Origin of the sequence: Psychrobacter sp. Ps4 (genome assembly GCF_022129285.1) — a bacterium.
GTDB lineage: Bacteria > Pseudomonadota > Gammaproteobacteria > Pseudomonadales > Moraxellaceae > Psychrobacter > Psychrobacter immobilis_A.
Genome location: NZ_JADQAK010000001.1, coordinates 94,855 through 116,306 on the forward strand (window position 1 = coordinate 94,855; position 21,452 = coordinate 116,306).

Genomic DNA, 21,452 nt, shown 5'->3' on the forward strand with positions numbered 1-21,452 from the left:
ATAAGCCACAAGCCGATAAGTCGTAGCGGCAAACTTTTATAATATTCATATTTAGCATAAAAATGCTTACTGTTTTGGTTGATTGTTATGCGTATCCGTAAACTTTTTAAATTTGAAAATGCACATATTGTGCGTAATTGTAGCTCTGAGCGCTGCAAACACTCTATCCATGGTCATAGTTATCAGATTGAACTGATTCTTGAGGCTAAGCGCTTGGATCACGGGCAAATGGTCTATGATTTTGGCTTATTAAAATCGTCTATCAAGGACATTATCGATAGCTTTGATCATGCGATTTGTTTTTGGAATAAAGACGACCCTGAGTATGTCGCTGCCTGTAAAAAATTTAGTGCGCGCTGGATAAGCTTGCCAGTATCGCCATCGGCAGAGCAGTTTTCACGCGTGATATTCTTTTGGGCGCAAGAAATTTTAAAACAAACCCAAATGCAAAACGGTGAATCTGATGTCAGCGTTTACTCGGTGATTGCACACGAAACTGCTACCGGTTACGCGCAGTGCTTTGCTGATGATGTGGCGAACGAGCAAATGGGTAAGCTTCATCTAGAAGCGTTTGAGTTTAGCGATCAAGTCAGTGCCGAGTGGCACGACCCTGAGCTATATGCCAAATTGATCCGCGGTGAAAGCTTTATCAACCCAATGGTGACTATGCAGGTACAGACGCAAGTGCAGGCAGGTAAGCCTGATGCCTAATAGTACAACAGAGGACAAAAACGCTAAGACGCTGACACTGTATACAGAAGCTGATACTCAACGTTTGGCTGCGCAATTGGCAGCGTTGCCATTGACAGGTAGTGTTTGGTTGGCAGGTGATTTAGGGGCAGGTAAAACGACTCTGACTCGCTATTGGTTGCAGGCGCTCGGGCATGCAGGTGCCGTCAAAAGCCCAACTTATACTTTGGTTGAGCCTTATAGCATCGAGCAAACAGACGGCTCAATCAAGCCAGTTTACCACGCGGATTTGTATCGTCTGCAAGACCCAGAAGAACTGTCTTTTATCGGTTTTGATGAATATCTAGATGAACCGAATGCGTTGGTTGTCATCGAATGGGCAAGCCGTGCGGACAGCTATTTACCGCCCCCGATCTTGTTTATCGATATGACACAAGCTACTAGCACTTATAAGGATAATGAGTTGCGTCAAGTTGAGCTGCGGCTATCGAAGACTGGGCAAGCGCAAGGCTTGGATTTATCCTCTGTTAAGATTTAATTATACATTTGAATGTTCAACAGACCTTAATATAAGTCATCAATATCTGCCAGTACTACTTATCATCACGTAAAACAACGATACCTCTTAATGCCGCAAATGCCAGACAATCATTCTTATACTCGCATCAAAAAACTATCGCCGCTGCTCATCAATCAATTGGCAGCGGGTGAGGTAGTGACACGCCCAGCAGCTGTAGTCAAAGAGCTGCTAGAAAACGCCATTGACGCTGGTGCGACCAATATTGAGATACATATTACCCAAGGCGGCATGGGTATGATTGAAGTGGTCGACAATGGCGTGGGTATTCATCCCGATGATATGGTCATGGCAATTACCCGTCATGCAACCAGTAAAGTCGCGGATGTCGCTAACTTACAGGGTATTACGACGTTGGGTTTTCGCGGGGAGGCGTTGGCGGCGACGGCGGCAGTATCTCGGCTGACTTTAACCAGCAGCTATGATGACAGTGGCATCGGTCGCCAGTTGCAAGTCGCGGGTGTGTTAGATGATGCGCCAAAGCTCATGCCAGTTGTGCATCATCGTGGTACCACCATTAGGGTTAAGGATTTATATTTTAACGTACCAGCACGCCGTGGCAATTTGAAATCTATTGCGACGGAGTTCGGTCATATCGAAACGATTGTGCGCGAAGTGGCTTTGGCGCGAGCAGATGTGGCACTAACACTCTTTCATGACCATAAAAAACGCTTGTCACTTTCTTCAAGTGCGATGTCTTTAAGTGCTGTTTCTACAAATGCTAATGGCAATAATAATGTCAATCCTTTGCCATTGGCACGTCTTGAGCAAGCGACTGGGTTGTCGTTAACCAAAAAGGCGTTAGAAATAGCGATAGACCTCACCAGTTTAATGCAGCCATCCAGAGAATATGTTAATAATGGCTTTGGCGATCAAGCAAGCGTTAATGGTTGGTTATGGCCTATCACTGATTCGCAGGACACCTTACCAAAATTAATCTATGTGAATGGAAGACTGGTCAAAGAAGCATTGATAAGCAATCAGCTACGCCAACTTGCCCAAACTGCTCAGTTGGTAGGAATTGGCTATGCGCTTTATTTTGATTTGCCCACTCAGTGGCTCAATATCAATGTGCATCCATCTAAACAGCGTATCAAAATAAGTCCGCTCAATAATATTATGGCGCATGTAAGCCATGCGATTCGGACAAAACTTAAGACAGTAGTGACTACAGAGACGATCAGATCTACTAATGCTAATGATACTATTCAAATACTAGGTAATAGTCAGATAGTAGATAGTAATCTGTCTATCGATAATGCATTCGCGACTGTAATGCCAAAGACATCAACGACCATTCATTCAAGCAAAAGCCATCAGGTAAAAGCGCCCAAACAACCCTATCAGTTGTCAGAAAATAGGTATTCGCCTCAAACCTTAAACGTATCAAGTGTTTCTGAGAAAATAAGTCAAAACACCAGAGATATCGCTAACGATGTCGCAATAAATTCGATATCTTTGCCTTATTGCCTAGATGTTGTTACTCATTTAAATGAGGTATCAACCGAATCTGTTGGCACAACATATAGTGAGGACAAAGCGCTGCCTTGGTTATTGTTTTATCATCAAAGCCAATGTGTATTGATCGGTGCAGAGAATTGGCAATCAAAGATGCATTCATTATTTGAGTCAAGTTTACTTAGTAATAGGGCAGGTAAAAAAGATCAATGGTTGCACAACGCAAATGACATTAATCAGCAACTTGCCGCCGTGAGCATGCAGATGTCAAAGCAAGACTTGATGGTGTTCTTGGCGGATATCGACGCGTTACTGACTCAGCATGCGATTAAAGCGATAGATGGTAATCAACTAGCAACATTGATGCTATTATCTGCGCCTGAGTCAAGATAGCTATAACGACAAAAAATATAATAAGCAAATTTTAGCAATGACAACGCTCAAGTTTATTGCTACTAATATCATTAATAAAGGCAAGCCTATGCAACTTTCATCTGACAGCTCATCTTATCGCCTAAACGCCAATTTAGCAGATAATAGCGTGGTGTGTTTGATGGCGCCGACAGCAAGTGGCAAGACTGCACTGGCTTATGAATTATATGATACAGGGCGTTATGAGCTAATTTCAGTAGATTCAGCGCTGATTTATCGTGATATGAATATCGGTACGGCAAAACCAACTGCTATTGAGTTGGCGCGTTATCCACATCATTTGGTTGATATTATCGATCCTATGCAGAGCTATAGCGTCGCTGAATTTGTGAATGACGTTGCCCGTTTGATTGCTAGCTGTCACGAGAATGGCAAAATACCGTTGCTAGTTGGCGGTACTATGATGTATTACATGGCGCTGCTAGACGGGCTATCTCCAGTACCTGATAGTGATGATAGCGTTCGCGCACGTGTGGAGCAGTGGCGGCAAGATAAAGGCATTAGTGCGCTTTACGACTATTTGGGTGAGATAGATCCGATCAGCCATGAGCGCCTTAATGCGACTGATACTCAGCGCATCACCCGAGCAGTTGAAGTTTATCTACAAACTGATATCCCTATCAGTGACTGGCAGCGAAAGCCCAAGCAGGCATTGGCAAATAATCCCAATCAGCAATGGCATGCATTGACAGTCATGCCTGATCGTCCATGGTTGCATACACGTATCGAGCAACGTTTAGATATCATGTGGAATGACGGGTTGGTGACTGAGGTCATTGATCTGCTGGAGCGCTATCCTTTAACACCAAATCTACCATCTATGCGCTGCGTTGGTTATCGACAAGTACTAGAATACCTAGTACATATCGATCACCCAGTATTTGAACAGCCTCATCTAGAAAAAGCGCAATTTTACAGTACTTTTGAAGTGCTCCAGTCTTCAGCTCAATCAAGCTTATCTGATGGTGCGACCGAGGCACTTGCTTGTCAGCAAATGCAAAATAAGGCATTATATGCGACAAGACAATTGGCAAAACGTCAGTACACATGGTTACGCAAAGTCATGCAATTGCCTAGTAATTCCATGGATGGGGCGATAGCAGCCGATACCTCTAGCGAGGAAGGCTATTCTATAGACCGCAATATGGTGGTAAAAGCATTCACCACCATGGCGCAGGCAAGAGACTATTTATATTAAATCTATCAATGATACTAGGGCGTGTCCTCATTTTAAAAATGGTGATAAAAATGAGATAAATTGCCGTCTAACAAGGAAAGTAGCGCAAATAATAATTGATAAACTATTTGACGATATTTAGCCCATTTAGAGGTTAATCGATTGAATTGAGAGCACGCCCTAGAGCTATTAGTTATAGCAAAACCACTATCGTCTAAAAATATGGTATGAGTTAATACCTTATAAATACAATATGGTGTACTAAAAATATAGTATTGCAAAAAGCTCTATGCAACTATTAGAAAGTAATGACAATTAGTATCAAAATAAATCGTAGATAGCTGTTATAATTTAAATTCATCAAAATAGTAGGTGTAATACTAGCCTAACTGTGTTTTTAATCAGTATTAATTGACGTTTGTTGATAAAAATAACTAATGAAACAACTAGTTACTTAATTATTTACAATAATAATGTATTCGCGATAAAGTGGAATCACTTAAGAACAAGTAGCGTTTATTTAGATACGTTTTATAAAGAAAATTTATTATTGTATCTGCCGTTAGCCATTATAATTAAATTAACACTTAAAATAATTGGCACTAAAACATAATTAATAATATTTAGGAGAGCTCTCATGTCAAAAGGACAAACTTTACAAGATCCGTTTTTGAACTCGCTGCGCAAAGATCGCATTCCTGTCTCTATTTTTTTGGTCAATGGTATCAAGCTGCAAGGTCAGATTGAATCATTTGATCAGTACGTGGTATTGCTCAAAAACACTGTCAGTCAAATGGTATACAAACACGCTATCTCAACCGTCGTGCCGGCACGTAATCCACGTAGCAGTACGACAACGACAGGTACGAGCACTCAACCGCAAAGCGCTGCTCCAGCAGGTTATCAAGGTGGTGGCTTTGAACGCGGTAGTAATCCTGCTAGCACAGGTGGCTTCGAAGAGCGCGGCTTTGCGTCTAATCGCAGTGGTTTTAATCGTGGCGGCTTTAGCCAAGGTCAAGATCGTGGTTTTGAGCGTGGTAGCTTTGGTCAGAGTCAGGAGCGTGGCTTTGAGCGTGGCGGTTTTGGTCAAGACCGTGGTTTCGAAAACCCAGCAGAAAATACAGGTTTTGAGGAAAAACCAAATGATGGATCTAATGATAACAATGGTTAGAGAGCAAGATTCATTATCGAAGGCGCATTACTAATACGTGATTTATCCGATCAAAACCTGCTTTTTATAGTGGGTTTTTTTTGTATAAATAAACGTATAATAATGGTCTAAAATGACGTGCCGAGTTGTTAGCGATTGGTTTCGTAGATTATTATTAATATTGGGCATAGTATAGTAAAATACAGTATTGATTCATTATAAAATAGAGCGAATCCATGAGTAATACCCAAATCAATCTAACCCATGAGCAGTTTATTAGTAAGGCTATCGAAGCGATTAACACTGAGATATCGGCATTGGCTTTACTAACAGAGCAGATAGACGATAGGTTTGCACAAGCATGCGATATTATTTTGGCTTGTAAGGGTCGCGTCGTGGTCACTGGTATGGGTAAGTCAGGATTGATTGGGCGTAAAATAGCGGCGACGTTTGCCTCTACTGGCACGCCAGCCTTTTTTATGCATCCTGGTGAAGCTGGGCATGGCGATTTAGGCATGTTGGTAAAAGGTGATGTACTGCTTGCTATCTCTAACTCTGGTGAGTCCGATGAGATTAAGATGCTGCTGCCAGTGGTCAAACACCTAAATATTCCACTGATTAGTATTAGCCGTGATAAGCGCGGTATGTTGCCTCGTGCCGCGAATATTGTATTGACGCTCGGTAAATCGCAAGAGGCTTGTCCACTTAATCTTGCTCCTACTTCCAGTACCACGGCGACCTTAGCGCTTGGTGATGCATTGGCCGTTGCCTTAGTCCATGCACGCAACTTTACCTCAGAAGATTTCGCATTATCGCATCCAGCAGGCGCATTAGGTCGTCAGTTGCTAACGCGAGTTGAAGATTTAATGCATACTAAGTCAGAAGATTTGCCGCTTATTCATCAGCAAGCGCCACTACAAGAAGCGCTTTTTACTATGTCTGCTGGGCGCTTAGGAATGACGGTGGTGACCGATGATAATGATAAGGTGGTTGGGGTATTTACAGATGGTGACCTACGCCGTGGTCTAGAAAAAGGCATCGATTTGCAAACGCCGATGGCTGAAGTAATGGTTAGTAATCCACGGCGCATTAGTAAGACCATGCGCGCATCAGATGCGCTCAGTGTGATGAATGAAAATGGTATTAGCCAGTTGCTAATTATTGACGACCAAGATCGTTTAGAAGCAATTATTACGGTACATGATTTGCTACAAGCTGGTGTAAAATAAATAGCATTAATAAAGATATCGGTTTATACAGTATAGATTCGCACAGTATCGATTTATAACAATAAAATGTAAAGAATAGCCTTAAGAAAGAGGGACATGATGCAAGACTTAATCAAAAAAGCCGGACAAGTAAAGCTGTTGATAATGGATGTCGATGGTATTTTATCAAACGGTCAAATTATCTATGATGCCAATGGTATCGAGACCAAGGCCTTTTCTGTCCATGATGGCGTAGGCGTTAAGTCGTTAGCACGTTATGGCATTTTGACGGCTATTATTACAGGTCGTAGCAGTGCCATGGTAGATAAGCGCGCCGCGGAAATGGGCGTTAATTATGTGGTGCAAGGTCGTGATGACAAGCTGGTTGCTTTAAATGAGCTACTAACCATACTTGATCCAGCGCTCAATATCACGGCTGCTGATTGCGCTTATATGGGCGATGATTTACCAGACATTAAAGCGATGCAGACCGTTGGATTTGCTGCAACAGTACCCAATGCGCATGCTGAAGTCATCAATCGCAGTGACATGGTCACCACCCGAGCAGGTGGCACTGGCGCTGTACGTGAAGTATGTGACCTCATTTTGAAAGGTCATGGACATTATCAAGACTTCATTGCGCACTATACGCTTGATGCAGCCAAAACTCAGGATAATTTGTCGTGAATACTCGTGTTTTAATAGTTCTTGCCTTGATTATCGCTGGTATTGCAGGTTGGTTTTTTCAACAGCAAGGAGAGATAGCGCCGCCAGTTAGTATGGAAGCGACCGATGTTGATTATGAAGCAACAGATATCAAAGCGGTACAGACTAATGAGAAAGGCGAAACTGAGTATGAGCTGACTGCCAAAACATTGACGCACAATCCAGAGACCAATTTAGACGAGATGTCAGGCATCACTATGAATTGGGAGCCATCGGCAGAGCAGCGTTATCGTATTGAAGCGGGTAGTGCTGCTATCAGTCAGCAGACGGGTGAACTCAGCTTGTCAGGGGGCTTTTCACTGGTTAGTGAAGGCAATAAAGACGCGCCAGATATTGAACCGATAAAGGTGACAGGTAGTATCCTTAAAGGCAATACCAAATCAGGGCAAGTATATAGTGACGCGCCTGTCAAGATTGAACAAGGCATGAATCGGTTTGAAGCTTCTAGCATGACCGCCAACCTTGAGACCGGTGAATATGAGTTTGGTCAAGTGGCTGTCGCTTTTACTCCAGCTGAACGCCAAGACAAAGCATTGTTTTGATCGCAATAACTCTTATTGACTATGTAATAAAAATAGCAGCTAGCATAAAGTTTGCAAATCCTACTACCCATTATAAAACGAGTGATTTTTATGACATCTAAATTTTTGCCTACTTTACGCTCATCATTAGCACGCTTCAATCTAACATCGTGCCGCTTGCGTCAATTACATGTGCTGCCAACGGTTATGCTGCTGGCACTGCCACTTTACAGTCATGCGCTGCCATCAGATGCCAATCAAGAAATCAAACTATTGGCAGATAAAGCGACCTATAGTGAGCGTACAGGCGTTACCAGCTATTCGGGTAGTGTCATTATCACTCAAGGTACGTTTAAAATGACCGCTGATAACATCACGGTTAACCTATCACAGGGTCGCAGTATCAACTCGGCAGTAGCGACCGGACGCCCTGCAACCATGCAACAGGTAGTCACACAAGAAAAAGGGCTGGCGAAAGGTCAAGCCAATAAGATTGATTATAATGCGGTCACTGGTATTGTTACTTTGACGGGTAATGCTAAGTTGGTTCAAAATGGCGCAAGTTTTGCGGGTAATGTCATTCGTTATAGCCTAAAAGCTGGTGATGTTGAAGCAACTGCTGGCGGTAATCAGCGCGTAGAGTTGGTGTTTCCGCCCAGTAGTAATAGTAGCCAAAGTAGCATCCGCTAAAAAGCTGAATGGTTAATGTAACTGTATCAACACCCCTTAGTGTATTAGTGCTTGAATTCTGCAACCGTATGAGTAAGTTATGAGTGATAATAAAAATACAAACCCTTTGGCAACCAACGATAACGCAGCACCTGCGACGCGACTATCAATGCAAAATCTAGGCAAACGCTATGGAAAGCGCTGGGTTGTGAAAGATGTCTCTTTCTCCGTAGAACAAGGGCAGGTCGTTGGTTTATTAGGTCCAAATGGTGCAGGGAAGACAACCAGCTTTTATATGGTGGTAGGGTTGGTCAATATGGATAAAGGCCGTGTCACTTTAGGAAAAATGGATCTGTCTAAATATGCCATGCATGAGCGTGCGCGTGCAGGAATTGGTTACTTACCACAAGAGGCGTCTATCTTTCGTAAATTGTCTATCGAAGACAACATCTTGGCTATTTTAGAAACTCGTAAAGAATTGAGTAAAAGCGAGCAAAAGCAAGAGCTGGAAAAACTAATCGGTGAATTCCATCTAGAGCATGTACGAAAATCATTAGGCATGAGCGTATCAGGTGGTGAGCGTCGTCGCTGTGAAATTGCCCGTGCATTGGCGGCTGACCCAAAGTTCATTTTATTAGATGAGCCATTTGCAGGCGTGGATCCTATCTCTGTTGGTGATATCAAAGACGTTATTTTGACCCTCAAAAATCGTGGTATTGGTGTTTTGATTACCGATCATAACGTTCGCGATACCTTGGCTATTTGTGAGAAAGCTTATATCGTCTCAGAAGGTGCTATTATTGCTGAGGGTACTTCTAGTGAAGTGTTAGAAAATGAATTGGTGAAAGCCGTTTATTTGGGTAAAGACTTTCACGTATAAATGAGGATGTGTTGAGCATTGGACTTGTCTCGAATACATTTTTTTGCCAAATGCGCATCGATTAGCTCTGCGTATTTTTAAATGTTCAATACACACCTAATATCTCAACGTGTTTTTCGCGCTACTATTTACGCTGTCTGTTAGACTTATAATTTCCATTAAGTCCTCAAGACAGCGCTTGCTACTTTTCCTATATCTAGCTATTCATCACATTTAGCATCACCTCTTCTATAAGATCTAGTCCATGATACTGATGGCTAATTTATCTCAAAAATCATTCTCAAATTAACGCTTATCAGAGCGTCACGATATTTTATCAATTAATCTTGATTGGACACTTGAATAAGGTTCATATGTTATGGCAAAAAATAAGAGCAGTTATGTCTGTCAGCATTGCGGCGCGCATTTTGGCAAGTGGGCAGGGCAATGTACCGATTGCGGTGAATGGAATAGCTTGGTCGAAGCACCAAATGTGAGCATGCCGCATCACAATAAAAACGTTTCTAAACCAGCAGTAAATCGATCAGCCTCTCGTGAATCAGGCAGTGCACCATCAGGGAATTATTCAGGTACGCATAGTGCGGTAATGCCGCTCAATGCCGTGAGCGTAACGCTAGACACACGCTTACCAACTGGTATCAGTGAGTTCGATCGTGTACTTGGTGGAGGATTGGTTGCTGGTTCAGTCGTTTTAATCGGCGGTGATCCTGGTATCGGTAAATCGACGATTTTGCTGCAAACTGCGACTAATATGGCACGTGCCGACTCATTGGCAGGTAGCGCCTTGTATGTGACTGGTGAAGAATCATTGGCACAGGTTGCTATGCGCGCTAGGCGCTTAGATTTACCGGCTGATAGATTACGCGTACTGGCCGAAACCAATGTAGAAACTATTTGTGCCGCCTTGACTCAAGAGCAGCCTGCCATCGCTATTATTGACTCTATTCAAACCATTTATACGGATGCAATCAATTCTGCACCCGGCGGCGTCAGTCAAATTCGAGAGTCTGCGGCTATCTTGACTCGCTATGCCAAACAGACTGGCACCGCGCTATTTTTAGTGGGTCATGTAACCAAGGAAGGCACGCTCGCAGGGCCGCGCGTTCTTGAACACATGGTTGATACGGTCTTATATTTTGAAGGTCAATCAGACTCACGTTTTCGGATGATTCGTGCCGTCAAAAACCGCTTCGGTGCCGTCAACGAATTAGGTATTTTCGGTATGACAGATATGGGGCTGAAAGAGGTCGCCAATCCATCAGCGATATTTTTGAGTCGCTATGACAAACCCGTTGCTGGATCTGTCGTCATGGTCAGCCGCGAAGGCACACGACCCTTGTTGGTGGAGGTACAAGCGTTAGTCGATGATTCGCAAGGATCACCTAGACGAATGGCATTAGGATTGGATTTTCAGCGTCTGTCTATGCTGCTGGCCGTCATGCATCGTCATGGCGGTATTCATACCAGCGGACAAGATGTGTATGTCAACGTCGTCGGTGGTGTCAAGGTCATAGAGACTGGGTCTGACTTAGCAGTATTGTTGGCTTGTGCCTCAAGTATTAAAGAAAAAGCCTTGCCATCGTCATTGGCCGTATTTGGTGAAGTGGGATTGTCGGGTGAAATTCGCCCTGTACCGAACGGTCAAGAACGTTTAAAGGAAGCGATGAAACATGGGTTTAAGCATGCCATTATTCCAAAAGCCAATGCGCCTGCTAAGGATGCTCCTCAATTTAAAGGCATCAATGTGATTGCCGTTGAACGTCTCGATGATGCCATTGAGAGTGCATTTGAACTATAAGGTGTAAGGGTTAATCATTTTGATTATGGTTGTTTTATAAGTCATTGCTAAGCGCTACAGCTTCATTTGTAGCTTAATGGATACAATAAACTGAAAATACAAAAAAGCGCCTAACACTGATGTGTTAGGCGCTTTTTATAGTCTAATTTAAATAGACTTTTTTTAGAATTATGGTCCTGAAACGCGCTCAATAGCAACATTACCCACACCTTTACCCGTAATACCAAGTTTTTTGGCAGCACCATAAGACAAATCTAGCACACGGTTACCATGGAATGGACCACGATCATTCACTTTTACCACGACGCTTTTACCGTTGGTCTTATTCGTGACTTTAACATAGCAATTCAATGGCAGTGAACGATGCGCTGCTGTCAAACCATTCATATCGAATGTTTCGCCACTGGCTGTTTTACGACCATGGAATTTACGACCATACCAAGAGGCTAGGCCTGTTTGCTTAAATTTGCTGACCGAGTTAGAGGCTACGGCTGTCAGACGCTCTAATACATCTTCATCATTAGTCAGTTGAGAGGTGTCACTGGCTAACAGCGAGCTGCTAAGTGCCAATGAAGTTGGTTGGCGTGCTGACTTCACCAAACTTGATGCACCATCATGCTGACGGCTAAGCTCACCAAGTACACGATCGATATGGGAGGCGTTATCTTGTGAAATCATCGCAAGAGAGGTTTTTGCTTCTACAGCATTTGCATTAGTAGCAACTGCGGAGCCAGCAAACAATACTGCTGACATGGTAAGTAAACCAGATAAACGCTTATTCATAGATACCTCTATAACTTATACTTTAAAATCTAACTCTAATAGTTCTAGACTGAGCGTGGCAATGTTAGACCAATCTAACAGCGTCACAAACTCTAAAGCCGCATCATCAATATTTTTTTCATATAATTATTGATACTAAACGTGGCTTTTATAGATTTTAAGGTATGGTAATTTTTCATTTTATTATCATAAGCGGGTCAGGATAACACGACCAAAGATACTTATGAAACGCTCAAATGACAGCTAACGATATTAGTAGAACACCCAATCCGAATACAAAGGTTGAGTACCGAGTCCGCTATATGTGCTATTTACAAGCTTTCTAACATTGCTAAATTAATAAAGGTTTTAGAAGGCCTTACGTGTGTCTTTGTTATTAAACCGTTAATTAAGTAGTGTATTTGAAAGCTTGGAATCTACAATTCGCTAACTATACGTACGAGCTACAACTAAAATATAATTAAATGCAAAGTTTATTAGTAGCTATGTACGGGTTATGTATCAAAGTACAGTTAAATGAGGTTAACGCAATTATTTGTAAAAAACAAGGATTAAAATCTATCAGTACCAATTGGCAACGAAGTGTTTTAATGAGAGTAAATATGAGGGTATTTTTAATTACTTCAATTAAATCAATGGCTTGTATTTATTATTAAAAATAGATAGAAGGATTTTTATGGCAAGTTATATGACTTGCCATAAAATGATGAAACAATAAAATTTGTTAGAAACCCTTAATTTGTTGTTGATTTATATTTATTTCCAACCATTTTGCATGTGAAGAAATTCTAAGTGAAGGCTTTAATTGGCTGATTTATTCGCCTTACAACTTTTATATAGCCTGTGTTTTTTGATTTTTAACATGAATAGCATTAAGGTAAATTTTGAATGTTCATTAGAGAATCACTGGTAACTGTGCATCAACTGGGCTTATGAGTGTGAATGGACATAAGTAGTCCAAATCCTGCCATCAAAGTGACGATCGCAGTACCGCCATAGCTAATGAATGGCAGAGGAACGCCAACGACGGGTAAAATACCACCAACCATACCCACATTAACGAACACATAAACAAAGAAAGACATGGCAATTGCACCCGCTAGTAATCTACTGTATACATCAGGATGGGTAAAAGCGATGTATAAGGCGCGCAGGAGTAAACAGGAATAAATGAACATTAATAAAATCACGCCCAACAAGCCAAACTCTTCTGAAAAAGCCGCGATAATAAAATCAGTATGACCTTCTGGTAAAAAATGTAAATGCGACTGCGTGCCTTCTAAATAGCCCTTACCAGTGAGCCCACCCGCACCGATAGCGGTTTTTGACTGAATAATATTCCATCCAGCCCCTTGTACATCGGCTTCAGGATTGAGCAGTGTTAAGACACGGGTACGCTGATAATCATGTAATAGAAAATTCCAAGCAATCGCAATAAGCGGTATCGCTAATATGGCGGCAGCTGAAATCAATCGCCAAGACAACCCTGCCAAAAAAAGCACAAAAATACCACTGGCTGCTACCAATAGCGACGTCCCAAGATCAGGCTCTTTTGCAATTAATAATACAGGGACGATGATTAAGGCTAAGGTAATGACGATGCTTGATAGAGAAGGCGGTAGATCACGCTTGGATAAAAACCAAGCACACATCATTGGCATCCCAAGTTTCATAAATTCTGAGGGTTGCACACTGCCAAACCCTGGTAAATTAATCCAGCGCTGAGCACCCATACGTACTTCACCGATGATATCGACCAATACCAATAAAATTAATCCCATTACATAAAAGATGGGTGTAAAAGTGCGATAAAGGCTAGGCGGTATCTGTGCCATGATAAACATAACCGTAAAGGCCACACCATAGCTGACCATTTGACGTAATACCATACCGACATCTTGACCGGCCGCACTATATAAAATTGTCAAACCAATGCAGCAAACCGTCAATAAGAGGAGGGTCAACCATGGATCGATATGTATACGCTGCCATAACGATGGTGCATGGCCTTGGCCTAAATGATGGCTCTGACGTGAAAAACGGTATTGCGGATTAGAAGACATAGGCAAAGTGTGTCTGGCAATTGAGGTAAGAGGGAATTTTCAAATCAGATCAACATTTAAAGGTAATCGCACCATATCTATATCTATGCAAGTAAAATATCGTAGATAAAGTAACACATAAGAAATAAAGTCACATAATTATAAAAATTATAAGGATAAGTGTTAATTACCAATAACACGCCTCTGATTAGAGGCGATAGTTTAGCTTGCTTGCTGAAAATTTGATAGTATCGATAAAACGTTTTTAGCGGTAGCTTGTTGCAATGACCAATACAAAAAAATATCCTTATAGGCAGATTCACAAGCCTATGCTTGCACTACTCATGTGTGCCAGTAGCATCTCTGTTCATGCCGCTATTATCAGCGATAATAGTGAGCGCCGTATCCAAGTACGTCAGGGTAGTAGCAGTAACGCTCACATCAGACCTTCGACGAATACTACAAGCTATAATTCTGGCGTTACCATGCTGAGTGGCGATAGCATGCAAGGATTGATTGCTCAAAAGCAGCGTGATTTTGATTTCGATGACAGTCTGTCTATTGAAGAAAATAAGCGCATGAATGTCAATCGGCGCGCGCCTGCTTATAATACAACTTACAGTAATAACAGCTACAGCACTGCGAATAATACTTACAATAGTACTTATACTGATTCTATTAGTATGGATTTTAACGCGTGGTTGAATAGCAATAGCTACCGTGCTAGGCAAGTAGCAGATTTTCAACGCTACTTAAATTCGCGGGTAGGGGTACACAATGTACCGCCTATGTCGCAGTTGCTCACAACAGCGCGAAGCTGGAGCAAATGTGGTTATGAGCCTTATCAGTTGCCACCGCAAGAGTTATGGGCAAATATCGTCCCAACATTACGTTTATACGGCGAATTGAAGCATCAAGGAATTCTACCCATCAGTAGTGAAATACGCTCGGTATATCGCAGTCCTGGTCTTAATGACTGTGCAGGTGGCGCCGATAGTAGCAAGCATATGAATGCCAGTGCTATCGACATCTGGGTACCAGAGTATGAAGATAACTTATGGCGGCTCAGTACGATGCAAGATGGCCTATGCCAGTTTTGGCAATATCAGGGTCAATCTCATAATTTTGGTTTAGGGCTATATGCTACGGGTGCGATACATCTAGACACGGATGGTTATCGTAAATGGGGCTTTAATCATGCCAGCAGCTCATCTTCGTGCCGCTATTAAGTCATTTATGATCTATCAAAAAACCAAATAAATATAAACCAGAGCGAATTAAAGTAGAGTAAAAGCGCTATAATAATACTGATGAAAGGCAGCGCTAAATGATGAATAGTTTAGTATTAAAAAACTATGGTTAATGATCATTTAGTTTATGAAATCACATAGCGTCTATTGTAAGTAGGATTTATGAAGAAGCGGTATTCAACGATGGTGAAGATACATAAGTCTGATAAGCCAAAAAAAGCATTTTTGCAATCAAATAACACGTATATAGCTTTGTTTGGTTCGGTCTTGCTCTCTCTTTTATTGATCAGTGCTTGTAGCCCAGAAACGTTTTCTGAACAAGGCTCTCTAACGGCAGAAGATTCCGCTACTGATCCTGACAGAAACTTACAGGACGTTGAAGATATTGAAGATAATATTAAGAACTCTTACGCTCGGCTGGCTTCAAAGCGCTCAGATATCTGTCCAAAACTCATACAAGAAGAAATAGGCAGTCAGGTCGTTGAGCGTACTGCAGAAGTGATGGTGAATAATCATTGTGATTATTTTTTATACCCACGCAGTGGTCAGCAGATCTCGGTTAGCATTAACGACAGTCAAATTGAAGCACTACTCATAGTCCCAGCGCTGCATGACTTCGCCAATGGTGATTATCAAGTAGACTCTTATGACAAGCACGTGATTCGATTGACCTATAATGGTGCAACTTATAAGCCTGAAAATTTCATGTATGACGTGGCAGTGACTATTTCTGGTTAAGAGCATTATTTTTTGTATGGACAACCCACTATCTACTTTTAGTACCACTCATAAACAGTGCTACTCATAATTTATTAAGACTCATAAAGAGTGCCAACCTATAAAGAAATGCTGGGCAATACTAAATAGTGTTGCCCAGCATTTCTTTGTGCGGCTATTTATTGGTCTTTTTATCTTTCCAAGGATTCTCTTGTCCAACGGTGACAATCAGGAAATCATCAGGTTTAAGGGTATCACGCATGGTTTGATTGACTTCTGATAGCTTTACTTGATCAACACGTTTGACATAATCAGTCAGATAGCTGTTTGGTAATTGATAAAAATTCATCATCCCAAGTAAGCCATTAATTCCTGCATTGCTCGCAAAACCCATCGGAAAGCTATTTTTAAGATTGTCCGTCGTTAAGCGCATCTCAGTGCTGGTGATACCTTTTTCTAAAGTGTCATTGATAACGTCTAAGCTGGCATCAATGGCCGCGCGCGCCTTATCATTGCGCGTTGAAAAACCGATTTGGTATGGTCCTCGTGCCAGCATGGGATTCATAGAGCCTGATATGCCATAAGTGTAGCCCAAGTTTTGTCTAATCTCAGTCATGAGTCGCGCATTAAAATCACCGCCCGCAAGTACCTCATTACCAACCGCAAAATTGGTTTGCTTCTGCTGAGACTGGGGATCGGTGGCACGCTTATCTCCCAATTGTCCCATGAGTACGGTGGTTTGAGTACTTGGAAAGGGGATATGAATGTGCTTTGCTTGGCTCAGTGGTTTTGGTTCAGGCAGCTCAGTTGCAGGCTGACCCTTCGGTAATTTGCTAGTGATATCTTCAGCCAGTTTTTTTGCTTGCTCTAAGGTTAGATTACCAGTGATGGCAACAGAGGCATTTGCTGCGACCAAATAGCGGTTTTTGAAATCTATTAGCTGTTGCTTTTCGATAGTAGGAACGCTTTCAAGTGTACCCGCTGATGGATGGGCGTAAGGATGCTCGCCATACAATGCTTCGCTAAATGCGATGCTAGCAAGGCTGTTGGGATCTTGTTTTTGCTGCTGCAAACCAACCAATAATCGTGCTTTATTACGTGCTAGGATGCTGTCGTCAAAAGCGGGTTCGCTGAGCATCTGAGTCATTAAATCAACGGCTGGAAGTAAATGCTTATCATCAGATAAGCTACGTAGCGAGACAATAAACATGTCTTTATAAGCACTACTGTTTAGATTGATGCCCAAGGTTTCGACAGCACGAGTAAATTCATTTTCGTCTAAGCGTTTAGAGCCTTGCGTCAACATAGTGGCAGTCATATTAGCAATACCAAAACCTGTGTTACTAATACTGCCATCACGGGCGCTACCAGCGTTAAAACGCAAGTCGATATCGACAATCGGTAAGGCTGTTGTTTGTACAAAACGTACGGGAACGCCTGCCTTGGTTTTGAACTGCTGAATCGTTGGGATGGTAACGGTTAACGGTTTATCATCGTCAAGGCTGGTTAGCTTTGATAATGCAGCAATCGGTGCGCTGGTATCCACTGCCGCAGAGCCACGATATTCTTCAGCACCTGTTGTGTTTGCTTGTGCTGTCATCGTCAACGTTGTTAGACCTAGCAAGATGCCAACACTAAGATGCGACAGTTTTTGCATGGTGGCGGTTGCTGAGGGTATTGAGCTGCACACTTTTTTTCTATTTTGCAACAAATCACTATTTTGAGTCATGGTTTTCTTCTTATAAATAAGGTCTTTATGATTGGCGCTTGTATCGAATAAAGAGCTAACACGGCACGATTATTTCTCTGTCGCTGCTTGGTCTTTAGGTGGGATGACATGCATCACTGTTAAATTGTCCTTTACCAAATATTTTTTGCTAGCAGCTTGTATGTCAGCAATCGTCACGTTATCGAGTTTGGTTGGCAATTCAGCAAGCAGCGTATCGTCGAGACCGATAGACTGTAATGAGCCAATCATCTGCGCCTGACCTTCCATACTGTCTTGCGCATAGACGAGCCCTGTGACCGTATTGGTTTTGGCACGCTCGATTTCATCGGCAGCGATGGGATCGGTTTTAAGCTTTTCTATTTCAGCCATAATGGCTTGTTGTGCTTGCTCTAAGCTGACACCTTCACGTGGAGTCGCTTGTATCAAAAACAGTCCATCGCCACGATCTAGCAAGTCATATGAAGTGCCCACCGTGGTCAGCAGACCTTGCTCGCGTATCAATCGACTCTCAAGGCGGGCAGAGAGACCACCGTCTAATACATCTTGAGCCAGTGAGAGCGCATAAGCTTGTTTTTCATTAGCTGCACCAGCAGTGACGAGACTGGGTACGTTGTAACCCATTAATAATACTGGCACTTGTACGGCTTGCTCGGAGTCAACTTTCTGATAGCCACGGAAGCCTTTTTGACTGACGGCAGGACGTTTAGGTAGATCGCTTGGTGTTAGCTCACCAAAGTAACGTTTGACTTGAGCCAACACCTCTTGCGGTTTAACGTCGCCAACGATGACTAACGTTGCATTGTTTGGTGCGTACCATGTTTTATACCAGTCTTTTAAATCTGTAAGGGTAATGGATTCAAGCTCATCCATCGGACCAATAACGGATTCGCCTTTTGGACTATTCGGAAGCGCCAATAAGCGAAATGACTCATAAGCCTTGGCAAGTGGATTATCATCAGTGCGTTGGCGGCGCTCCTCCATGACAACTTGGTGCTCTTTGGTAAATTCCTGCTCATTAAACAGTAGGTTTTTCATACGATCCGCTTCTAGCTCTAGTGCTAAAGGAAAGCGGTTGGCAGGGAATAGCTCGTAATAGCCCGTATAGTCGTAGCTGGTAAACGCATTATTGACGCCGCCAAATTTAGCAATCAAGCGCTCATAGTCGTCGCTCGAAACGTTAGTAGTGCCTTTAAACATCATATGCTCAAGCAAATGTGAGATGCCCCCTTTATCCAGTGGCTCATCTGCTGACCCAACTCGATACCAGATTTGAGTCATTACCACAGGTGCGCGATGGTCTTCTTTTACCACTACCTTTAGACCATTTTCTAATTGATATTCGTGTCGACCTGACATATCCATGGTCAATGCTGATGAGGGCTGAATGTCCTGACCTGATTTAGCTGTGTTTAGCTCATCTTTACCCAAGGTATTTTGAATGACTGGCTTCTGAGCAGTCGACAATGTGTTGGCGTTGATAGTACTGGTTTGGCAAGCAGCAAGAGTCGTTGCTATTGCTAAGGCACATGCAAGACGTAGAGAGGCGGTAGGTAAGGGCGACGATGATAAAGGCAGTGGCATGGTATATTCTACTTATATAAAATGGCAACTTGTAAATTGATCAGTGGTTAGAACACTCTCAATATTAGCGATAGATAGCAGGTTTTATAAAGATTTATGTGCCCCAACCATCACACTGGCTGTTGGCTTAAATTCTTGGGTGGTATTACAGCCTGTCGCGGATAGTACCAGTGTCGCTACTAATAAAGCTGCGCTGATGCTGATTGCTTTTTTACCGTACGTTTTGTCAGTATTAGATAGTGATGGCATAGATAATTCCTAAAAATGAGGGTTGAGTGAGCGATAGTGAAGTAATTGGTAAGTTTTGGAATAAGGCTTGTTCTACAATAAACTCTGGTAGAGTAGGCGAAGTTTAGCATGTGTAAGGTCAGATTTTTGTTGCCAAATCTTAAGCGAAACTTTCTAAATAGATGGTATGACTTGCCAGATTTGCAAAAATTGACGATAGGCTATGATGGTAAGGTCTGAGCACAACTCGAATTATGATAAACTAGGCTAAAAATTGACTCCCGTGTGTCATGACCCATGGCAAAAACATGACTACATACCAACCCATTTAAAATAATCAAATAACTGACCGTGATAACTTTTAGGGCAAGCTTATGAATAACTCCAATAATAGCAGTCGTGTAATCATTAATCTCGATGGCAATCTTGATGACTTAGATGACGATGATATTACCTTACCCAGTCTGCCTTCGCAATCTGTGCCCATTATCGATGAGAAGGAAGATGCAGGCTCTATCCAAGCGCCCAAAGATAAAAGCATCGAAGATCAGCAAAAAGACAGCACGATAAACAAAGATGTCTCAAGTGCTGATGCGGCACAAAACATTGCTTTGGGTGCGCCAATTGTGAGGACAGAAGAGCAAAGCACGTCTAAAAACGCCTCTGAAAGCTTTATAAGCGCTTCCTCAACTGATAACAATAAAAATAATAATAAAAATATTGATACTAAGCTTAGCACTATTTCTACTGCCCCAACCATGCCATTACAAGAGCAACTTGGCGATAGCCCAAATGTCAGTCCTGCGAGTAGTGCGGTACAAGCGACCACTCAAGCAGAAATCGAATCTACAGAGCTGCAAGAAAACAAGAAAAAAGGCAGCTGGTTTAACCGCATGAAAACGGGGCTAAGTAAGTCGCGTAAAAATCTTGCCGAAGGTATGGTCAGCATCCTGATCGGTGGCAAAGAGATTGATGATGAGCTATTGGAAGAAGTTGAAGATCAGTTATTGGTGGCCGATATCGGTGTCAACGCGACCAATCGTATTATCAAAAGTCTGACCGAGCAGACAGACCGTGGTGATTTGATTTATGCGCATTCATTATATAAAGCGTTGCAAACTGAATTGGTTGAGATTTTAACGCCAAAAGTCGCACCACTCATTATTGATACCAGCAAAAAACCTTTTGTGATTTTAGTTGTGGGTGTCAACGGTGTCGGTAAAACCACGACGATTGGTAAACTTGCCAAGCGTCTACAAGGCGAAGGTAAATCCGTTATGCTGGCTGCTGGCGATACCTTCCGTGCCGCTGCTACTGAACAGCTGCAAATTTGGGGTGAGCGTAATAACATTCCAGTCGTCGCTCAAGGTCACGGCTCTGATAGTGCCTCTGTTATCTTTGATGCCATGCAGTCTGCCAAAGCAAAAAATATCGATGTATTAATCGCTGATACTGCTGGGCGTTTGCAAAATAAAACCCACCTAATGGCAGAGCTTGAAAAAGTGGTACGCGTCATGCGTAAAGCTGATCCAAGCGCACCGCACGAAGGTATGATTGTGCTTGATGCCGGCACCGGTCAAAATGCGATTAATCAAGTAGAACTCTTTAACAAAGTCGTACCATTAACGGGTATTACCATTACCAAACTAGATGGCACAGCAAAAGGTGGCGTAGTCTTTAATATTGCTGAAACGACGGATGTTCCTATTCGTTATATTGGTGTCGGTGAGTCGATTGATGATTTACGTGCCTTTAGTCCAAAACAATTTGTCGCCGCATTATTTGAGACCGATGATAAAGAGTAGCGCTCGATAGGTTGTTTTAATAGATCATTTT

The 21,452-nt window shown here is 42.4% G+C and carries 19 protein-coding genes; 14 read left to right on the forward strand and 5 right to left on the reverse strand.

The genetic code is table 11. From position 1 onward, the window contains the following. Positions 1 to 87 precede the first annotated feature (87 nt). The 11 genes from I3252_RS00370 to radA all read left to right on the forward strand — a co-directional run bounded on the left by I3252_RS00370 (position 88) and on the right by radA (position 11,286). Positions 88 to 711, forward strand: a complete 624-nt coding sequence (locus tag I3252_RS00370; protein WP_238033864.1) for a 6-carboxytetrahydropterin synthase — start codon at positions 88 to 90, stop codon at positions 709 to 711. Further along, complete coding sequence (gene tsaE / locus I3252_RS00375) at positions 704 to 1,228, forward strand: tRNA (adenosine(37)-N6)-threonylcarbamoyltransferase complex ATPase subunit type 1 TsaE (RefSeq protein ID WP_238033865.1); 525 nt, start codon at positions 704 to 706, stop codon at positions 1,226 to 1,228. Before I3252_RS00370 ends, tsaE begins: the two co-directional genes overlap by 8 nt. A gap of 90 nt (positions 1,229 to 1,318) precedes the next feature. Further along, a complete protein-coding gene (gene mutL / locus I3252_RS00380; protein ID WP_238033866.1) occupies positions 1,319 to 3,118 on the forward strand; it encodes a DNA mismatch repair endonuclease MutL in 1,800 nt (599 codons plus the stop codon). A gap of 88 nt (positions 3,119 to 3,206) precedes the next feature. Continuing rightward, positions 3,207 to 4,355: a tRNA (adenosine(37)-N6)-dimethylallyltransferase MiaA gene (gene miaA, locus I3252_RS00385; protein ID WP_238033867.1), complete on the forward strand. Its 1,149-nt coding sequence runs from the start codon at positions 3,207 to 3,209 to the stop codon at positions 4,353 to 4,355. Between the two features lie 616 nt (positions 4,356 to 4,971). After that, positions 4,972 to 5,505, forward strand: a complete 534-nt coding sequence (hfq, locus tag I3252_RS00390; RefSeq protein ID WP_193008159.1) for an RNA chaperone Hfq — start codon at positions 4,972 to 4,974, stop codon at positions 5,503 to 5,505. 215 nt (positions 5,506 to 5,720) lie between these two features. Then, entirely contained in the window at positions 5,721 to 6,713 is a 993-nt protein-coding gene (locus I3252_RS00395) for a KpsF/GutQ family sugar-phosphate isomerase (protein ID WP_045452836.1), read from the forward strand. A 99-nt stretch (positions 6,714 to 6,812) separates the two neighbouring features. Beyond that, positions 6,813 to 7,379 carry an HAD hydrolase family protein gene (locus tag I3252_RS00400; protein WP_060491184.1) on the forward strand — a complete coding sequence of 189 codons (567 nt, stop codon included), beginning with the start codon at positions 6,813 to 6,815 and terminating at the stop codon, positions 7,377 to 7,379. After that, positions 7,376 to 7,960, forward strand: coding sequence for an LPS export ABC transporter periplasmic protein LptC (gene lptC, locus I3252_RS00405; RefSeq protein ID WP_045446404.1), 585 nt, complete (start codon positions 7,376 to 7,378; stop codon positions 7,958 to 7,960). The genes I3252_RS00400 and lptC overlap by 4 nt, the downstream gene beginning before the upstream one ends. Positions 7,961 to 8,146: 186 nt before the next feature. Then, complete coding sequence (lptA, locus tag I3252_RS00410; RefSeq protein WP_193008236.1) at positions 8,147 to 8,629, forward strand: lipopolysaccharide transport periplasmic protein LptA; 483 nt, start codon at positions 8,147 to 8,149, stop codon at positions 8,627 to 8,629. 148 nt (positions 8,630 to 8,777) lie between these two features. After that, the gene (gene lptB / locus I3252_RS00415; RefSeq protein ID WP_193008235.1) at positions 8,778 to 9,488 is read left to right on the forward strand and encodes an LPS export ABC transporter ATP-binding protein; all 711 of its coding nucleotides are present in this window, start codon (positions 8,778 to 8,780) and stop codon (positions 9,486 to 9,488) included. Positions 9,489 to 9,846: 358 nt separating this feature from the next. After that, positions 9,847 to 11,286, forward strand: a complete 1,440-nt coding sequence (gene radA / locus I3252_RS00420) for a DNA repair protein RadA (RefSeq protein ID WP_238033868.1) — start codon at positions 9,847 to 9,849, stop codon at positions 11,284 to 11,286. Between the two features lie 168 nt (positions 11,287 to 11,454). Here the strand turns inward: radA and I3252_RS00425 are convergent, their stop codons facing one another. Together I3252_RS00425 and rodA are read right to left on the reverse strand one after the other, a co-directional pair. Continuing rightward, positions 11,455 to 12,069, reverse strand: coding sequence for a septal ring lytic transglycosylase RlpA family protein (locus tag I3252_RS00425; RefSeq protein WP_045446414.1), 615 nt, complete (start codon positions 12,067 to 12,069; stop codon positions 11,455 to 11,457). A 920-nt stretch (positions 12,070 to 12,989) separates the two neighbouring features. Further along, positions 12,990 to 14,132, reverse strand: coding sequence for a rod shape-determining protein RodA (gene rodA / locus I3252_RS00430; protein WP_055124925.1), 1,143 nt, complete (start codon positions 14,130 to 14,132; stop codon positions 12,990 to 12,992). A gap of 263 nt (positions 14,133 to 14,395) precedes the next feature. On the opposite strand from rodA, the gene I3252_RS00435 reads away from it, so the two are divergent. Continuing rightward, positions 14,396 to 15,340, forward strand: coding sequence for a D-Ala-D-Ala carboxypeptidase family metallohydrolase (locus I3252_RS00435; RefSeq protein WP_238033869.1), 945 nt, complete (start codon positions 14,396 to 14,398; stop codon positions 15,338 to 15,340). A gap of 183 nt (positions 15,341 to 15,523) precedes the next feature. After that, a complete protein-coding gene (locus I3252_RS00440) occupies positions 15,524 to 16,099 on the forward strand; it encodes a hypothetical protein (RefSeq protein ID WP_146192879.1) in 576 nt (191 codons plus the stop codon). A 154-nt stretch (positions 16,100 to 16,253) separates the two neighbouring features. Here the strand turns inward: I3252_RS00440 and I3252_RS00445 are convergent, their stop codons facing one another. The 3 genes from I3252_RS00445 to I3252_RS00455 all read right to left on the reverse strand — a co-directional run bounded on the left by I3252_RS00445 (position 16,254) and on the right by I3252_RS00455 (position 19,637). Beyond that, positions 16,254 to 17,807 (reverse strand): pitrilysin family protein, encoded by a 1,554-nt coding sequence (locus tag I3252_RS00445; RefSeq protein WP_201553770.1) that lies wholly within the window; start codon positions 17,805 to 17,807, stop codon positions 16,254 to 16,256. A 69-nt stretch (positions 17,808 to 17,876) separates the two neighbouring features. After that, positions 17,877 to 19,388, reverse strand: coding sequence for a pitrilysin family protein (locus I3252_RS00450; protein ID WP_238033870.1), 1,512 nt, complete (start codon positions 19,386 to 19,388; stop codon positions 17,877 to 17,879). A gap of 84 nt (positions 19,389 to 19,472) precedes the next feature. Beyond that, positions 19,473 to 19,637 (reverse strand): hypothetical protein, encoded by a 165-nt coding sequence (locus I3252_RS00455; RefSeq protein ID WP_157908393.1) that lies wholly within the window; start codon positions 19,635 to 19,637, stop codon positions 19,473 to 19,475. Between the two features lie 872 nt (positions 19,638 to 20,509). On the opposite strand from I3252_RS00455, the gene ftsY reads away from it, so the two are divergent. Next, entirely contained in the window at positions 20,510 to 21,421 is a 912-nt protein-coding gene (ftsY, locus tag I3252_RS00460) for a signal recognition particle-docking protein FtsY (protein WP_238033979.1), read from the forward strand. Positions 21,422 to 21,452 lie beyond the last annotated feature (31 nt).

What these genes read in the sequence shown, in the direction of transcription:
- I3252_RS00370 (WP_238033864.1), top strand. Translation starts at nt 88, where the DNA reads ATGCGTATCCGTAAACTTTTTAAATTTGAAAATGCACATATTGTGCGT.
- I3252_RS00445 (WP_201553770.1), bottom strand. Translation starts at nt 17,807, where the DNA reads ATGACTCAAAATAGTGATTTGTTGCAAAATAGAAAAAAAGTGTGCAGC.
- I3252_RS00395 (WP_045452836.1), top strand. Translation starts at nt 5,721, where the DNA reads ATGAGTAATACCCAAATCAATCTAACCCATGAGCAGTTTATTAGTAAG.
- ftsY (WP_238033979.1), top strand. Translation starts at nt 20,510, where the DNA reads ATGAAAACGGGGCTAAGTAAGTCGCGTAAAAATCTTGCCGAAGGTATG.
- lptB (WP_193008235.1), top strand. Translation starts at nt 8,778, where the DNA reads ATGCAAAATCTAGGCAAACGCTATGGAAAGCGCTGGGTTGTGAAAGAT.
- lptA (WP_193008236.1), top strand. Translation starts at nt 8,147, where the DNA reads ATGCTGCTGGCACTGCCACTTTACAGTCATGCGCTGCCATCAGATGCC.
- I3252_RS00425 (WP_045446414.1), bottom strand. Translation starts at nt 12,069, where the DNA reads ATGAATAAGCGTTTATCTGGTTTACTTACCATGTCAGCAGTATTGTTT.
- radA (WP_238033868.1), top strand. Translation starts at nt 9,847, where the DNA reads ATGGCAAAAAATAAGAGCAGTTATGTCTGTCAGCATTGCGGCGCGCAT.
- rodA (WP_055124925.1), bottom strand. Translation starts at nt 14,132, where the DNA reads ATGTCTTCTAATCCGCAATACCGTTTTTCACGTCAGAGCCATCATTTA.
- hfq (WP_193008159.1), top strand. Translation starts at nt 4,972, where the DNA reads ATGTCAAAAGGACAAACTTTACAAGATCCGTTTTTGAACTCGCTGCGC.
- I3252_RS00440 (WP_146192879.1), top strand. Translation starts at nt 15,524, where the DNA reads ATGAAGAAGCGGTATTCAACGATGGTGAAGATACATAAGTCTGATAAG.
- tsaE (WP_238033865.1), top strand. Translation starts at nt 704, where the DNA reads ATGCCTAATAGTACAACAGAGGACAAAAACGCTAAGACGCTGACACTG.
- mutL (WP_238033866.1), top strand. Translation starts at nt 1,319, where the DNA reads ATGCCGCAAATGCCAGACAATCATTCTTATACTCGCATCAAAAAACTA.
- miaA (WP_238033867.1), top strand. Translation starts at nt 3,207, where the DNA reads ATGCAACTTTCATCTGACAGCTCATCTTATCGCCTAAACGCCAATTTA.
- I3252_RS00450 (WP_238033870.1), bottom strand. Translation starts at nt 19,388, where the DNA reads ATGCCACTGCCTTTATCATCGTCGCCCTTACCTACCGCCTCTCTACGT.
- I3252_RS00435 (WP_238033869.1), top strand. Translation starts at nt 14,396, where the DNA reads ATGACCAATACAAAAAAATATCCTTATAGGCAGATTCACAAGCCTATG.
- I3252_RS00400 (WP_060491184.1), top strand. Translation starts at nt 6,813, where the DNA reads ATGCAAGACTTAATCAAAAAAGCCGGACAAGTAAAGCTGTTGATAATG.
- I3252_RS00455 (WP_157908393.1), bottom strand. Translation starts at nt 19,637, where the DNA reads ATGCCATCACTATCTAATACTGACAAAACGTACGGTAAAAAAGCAATC.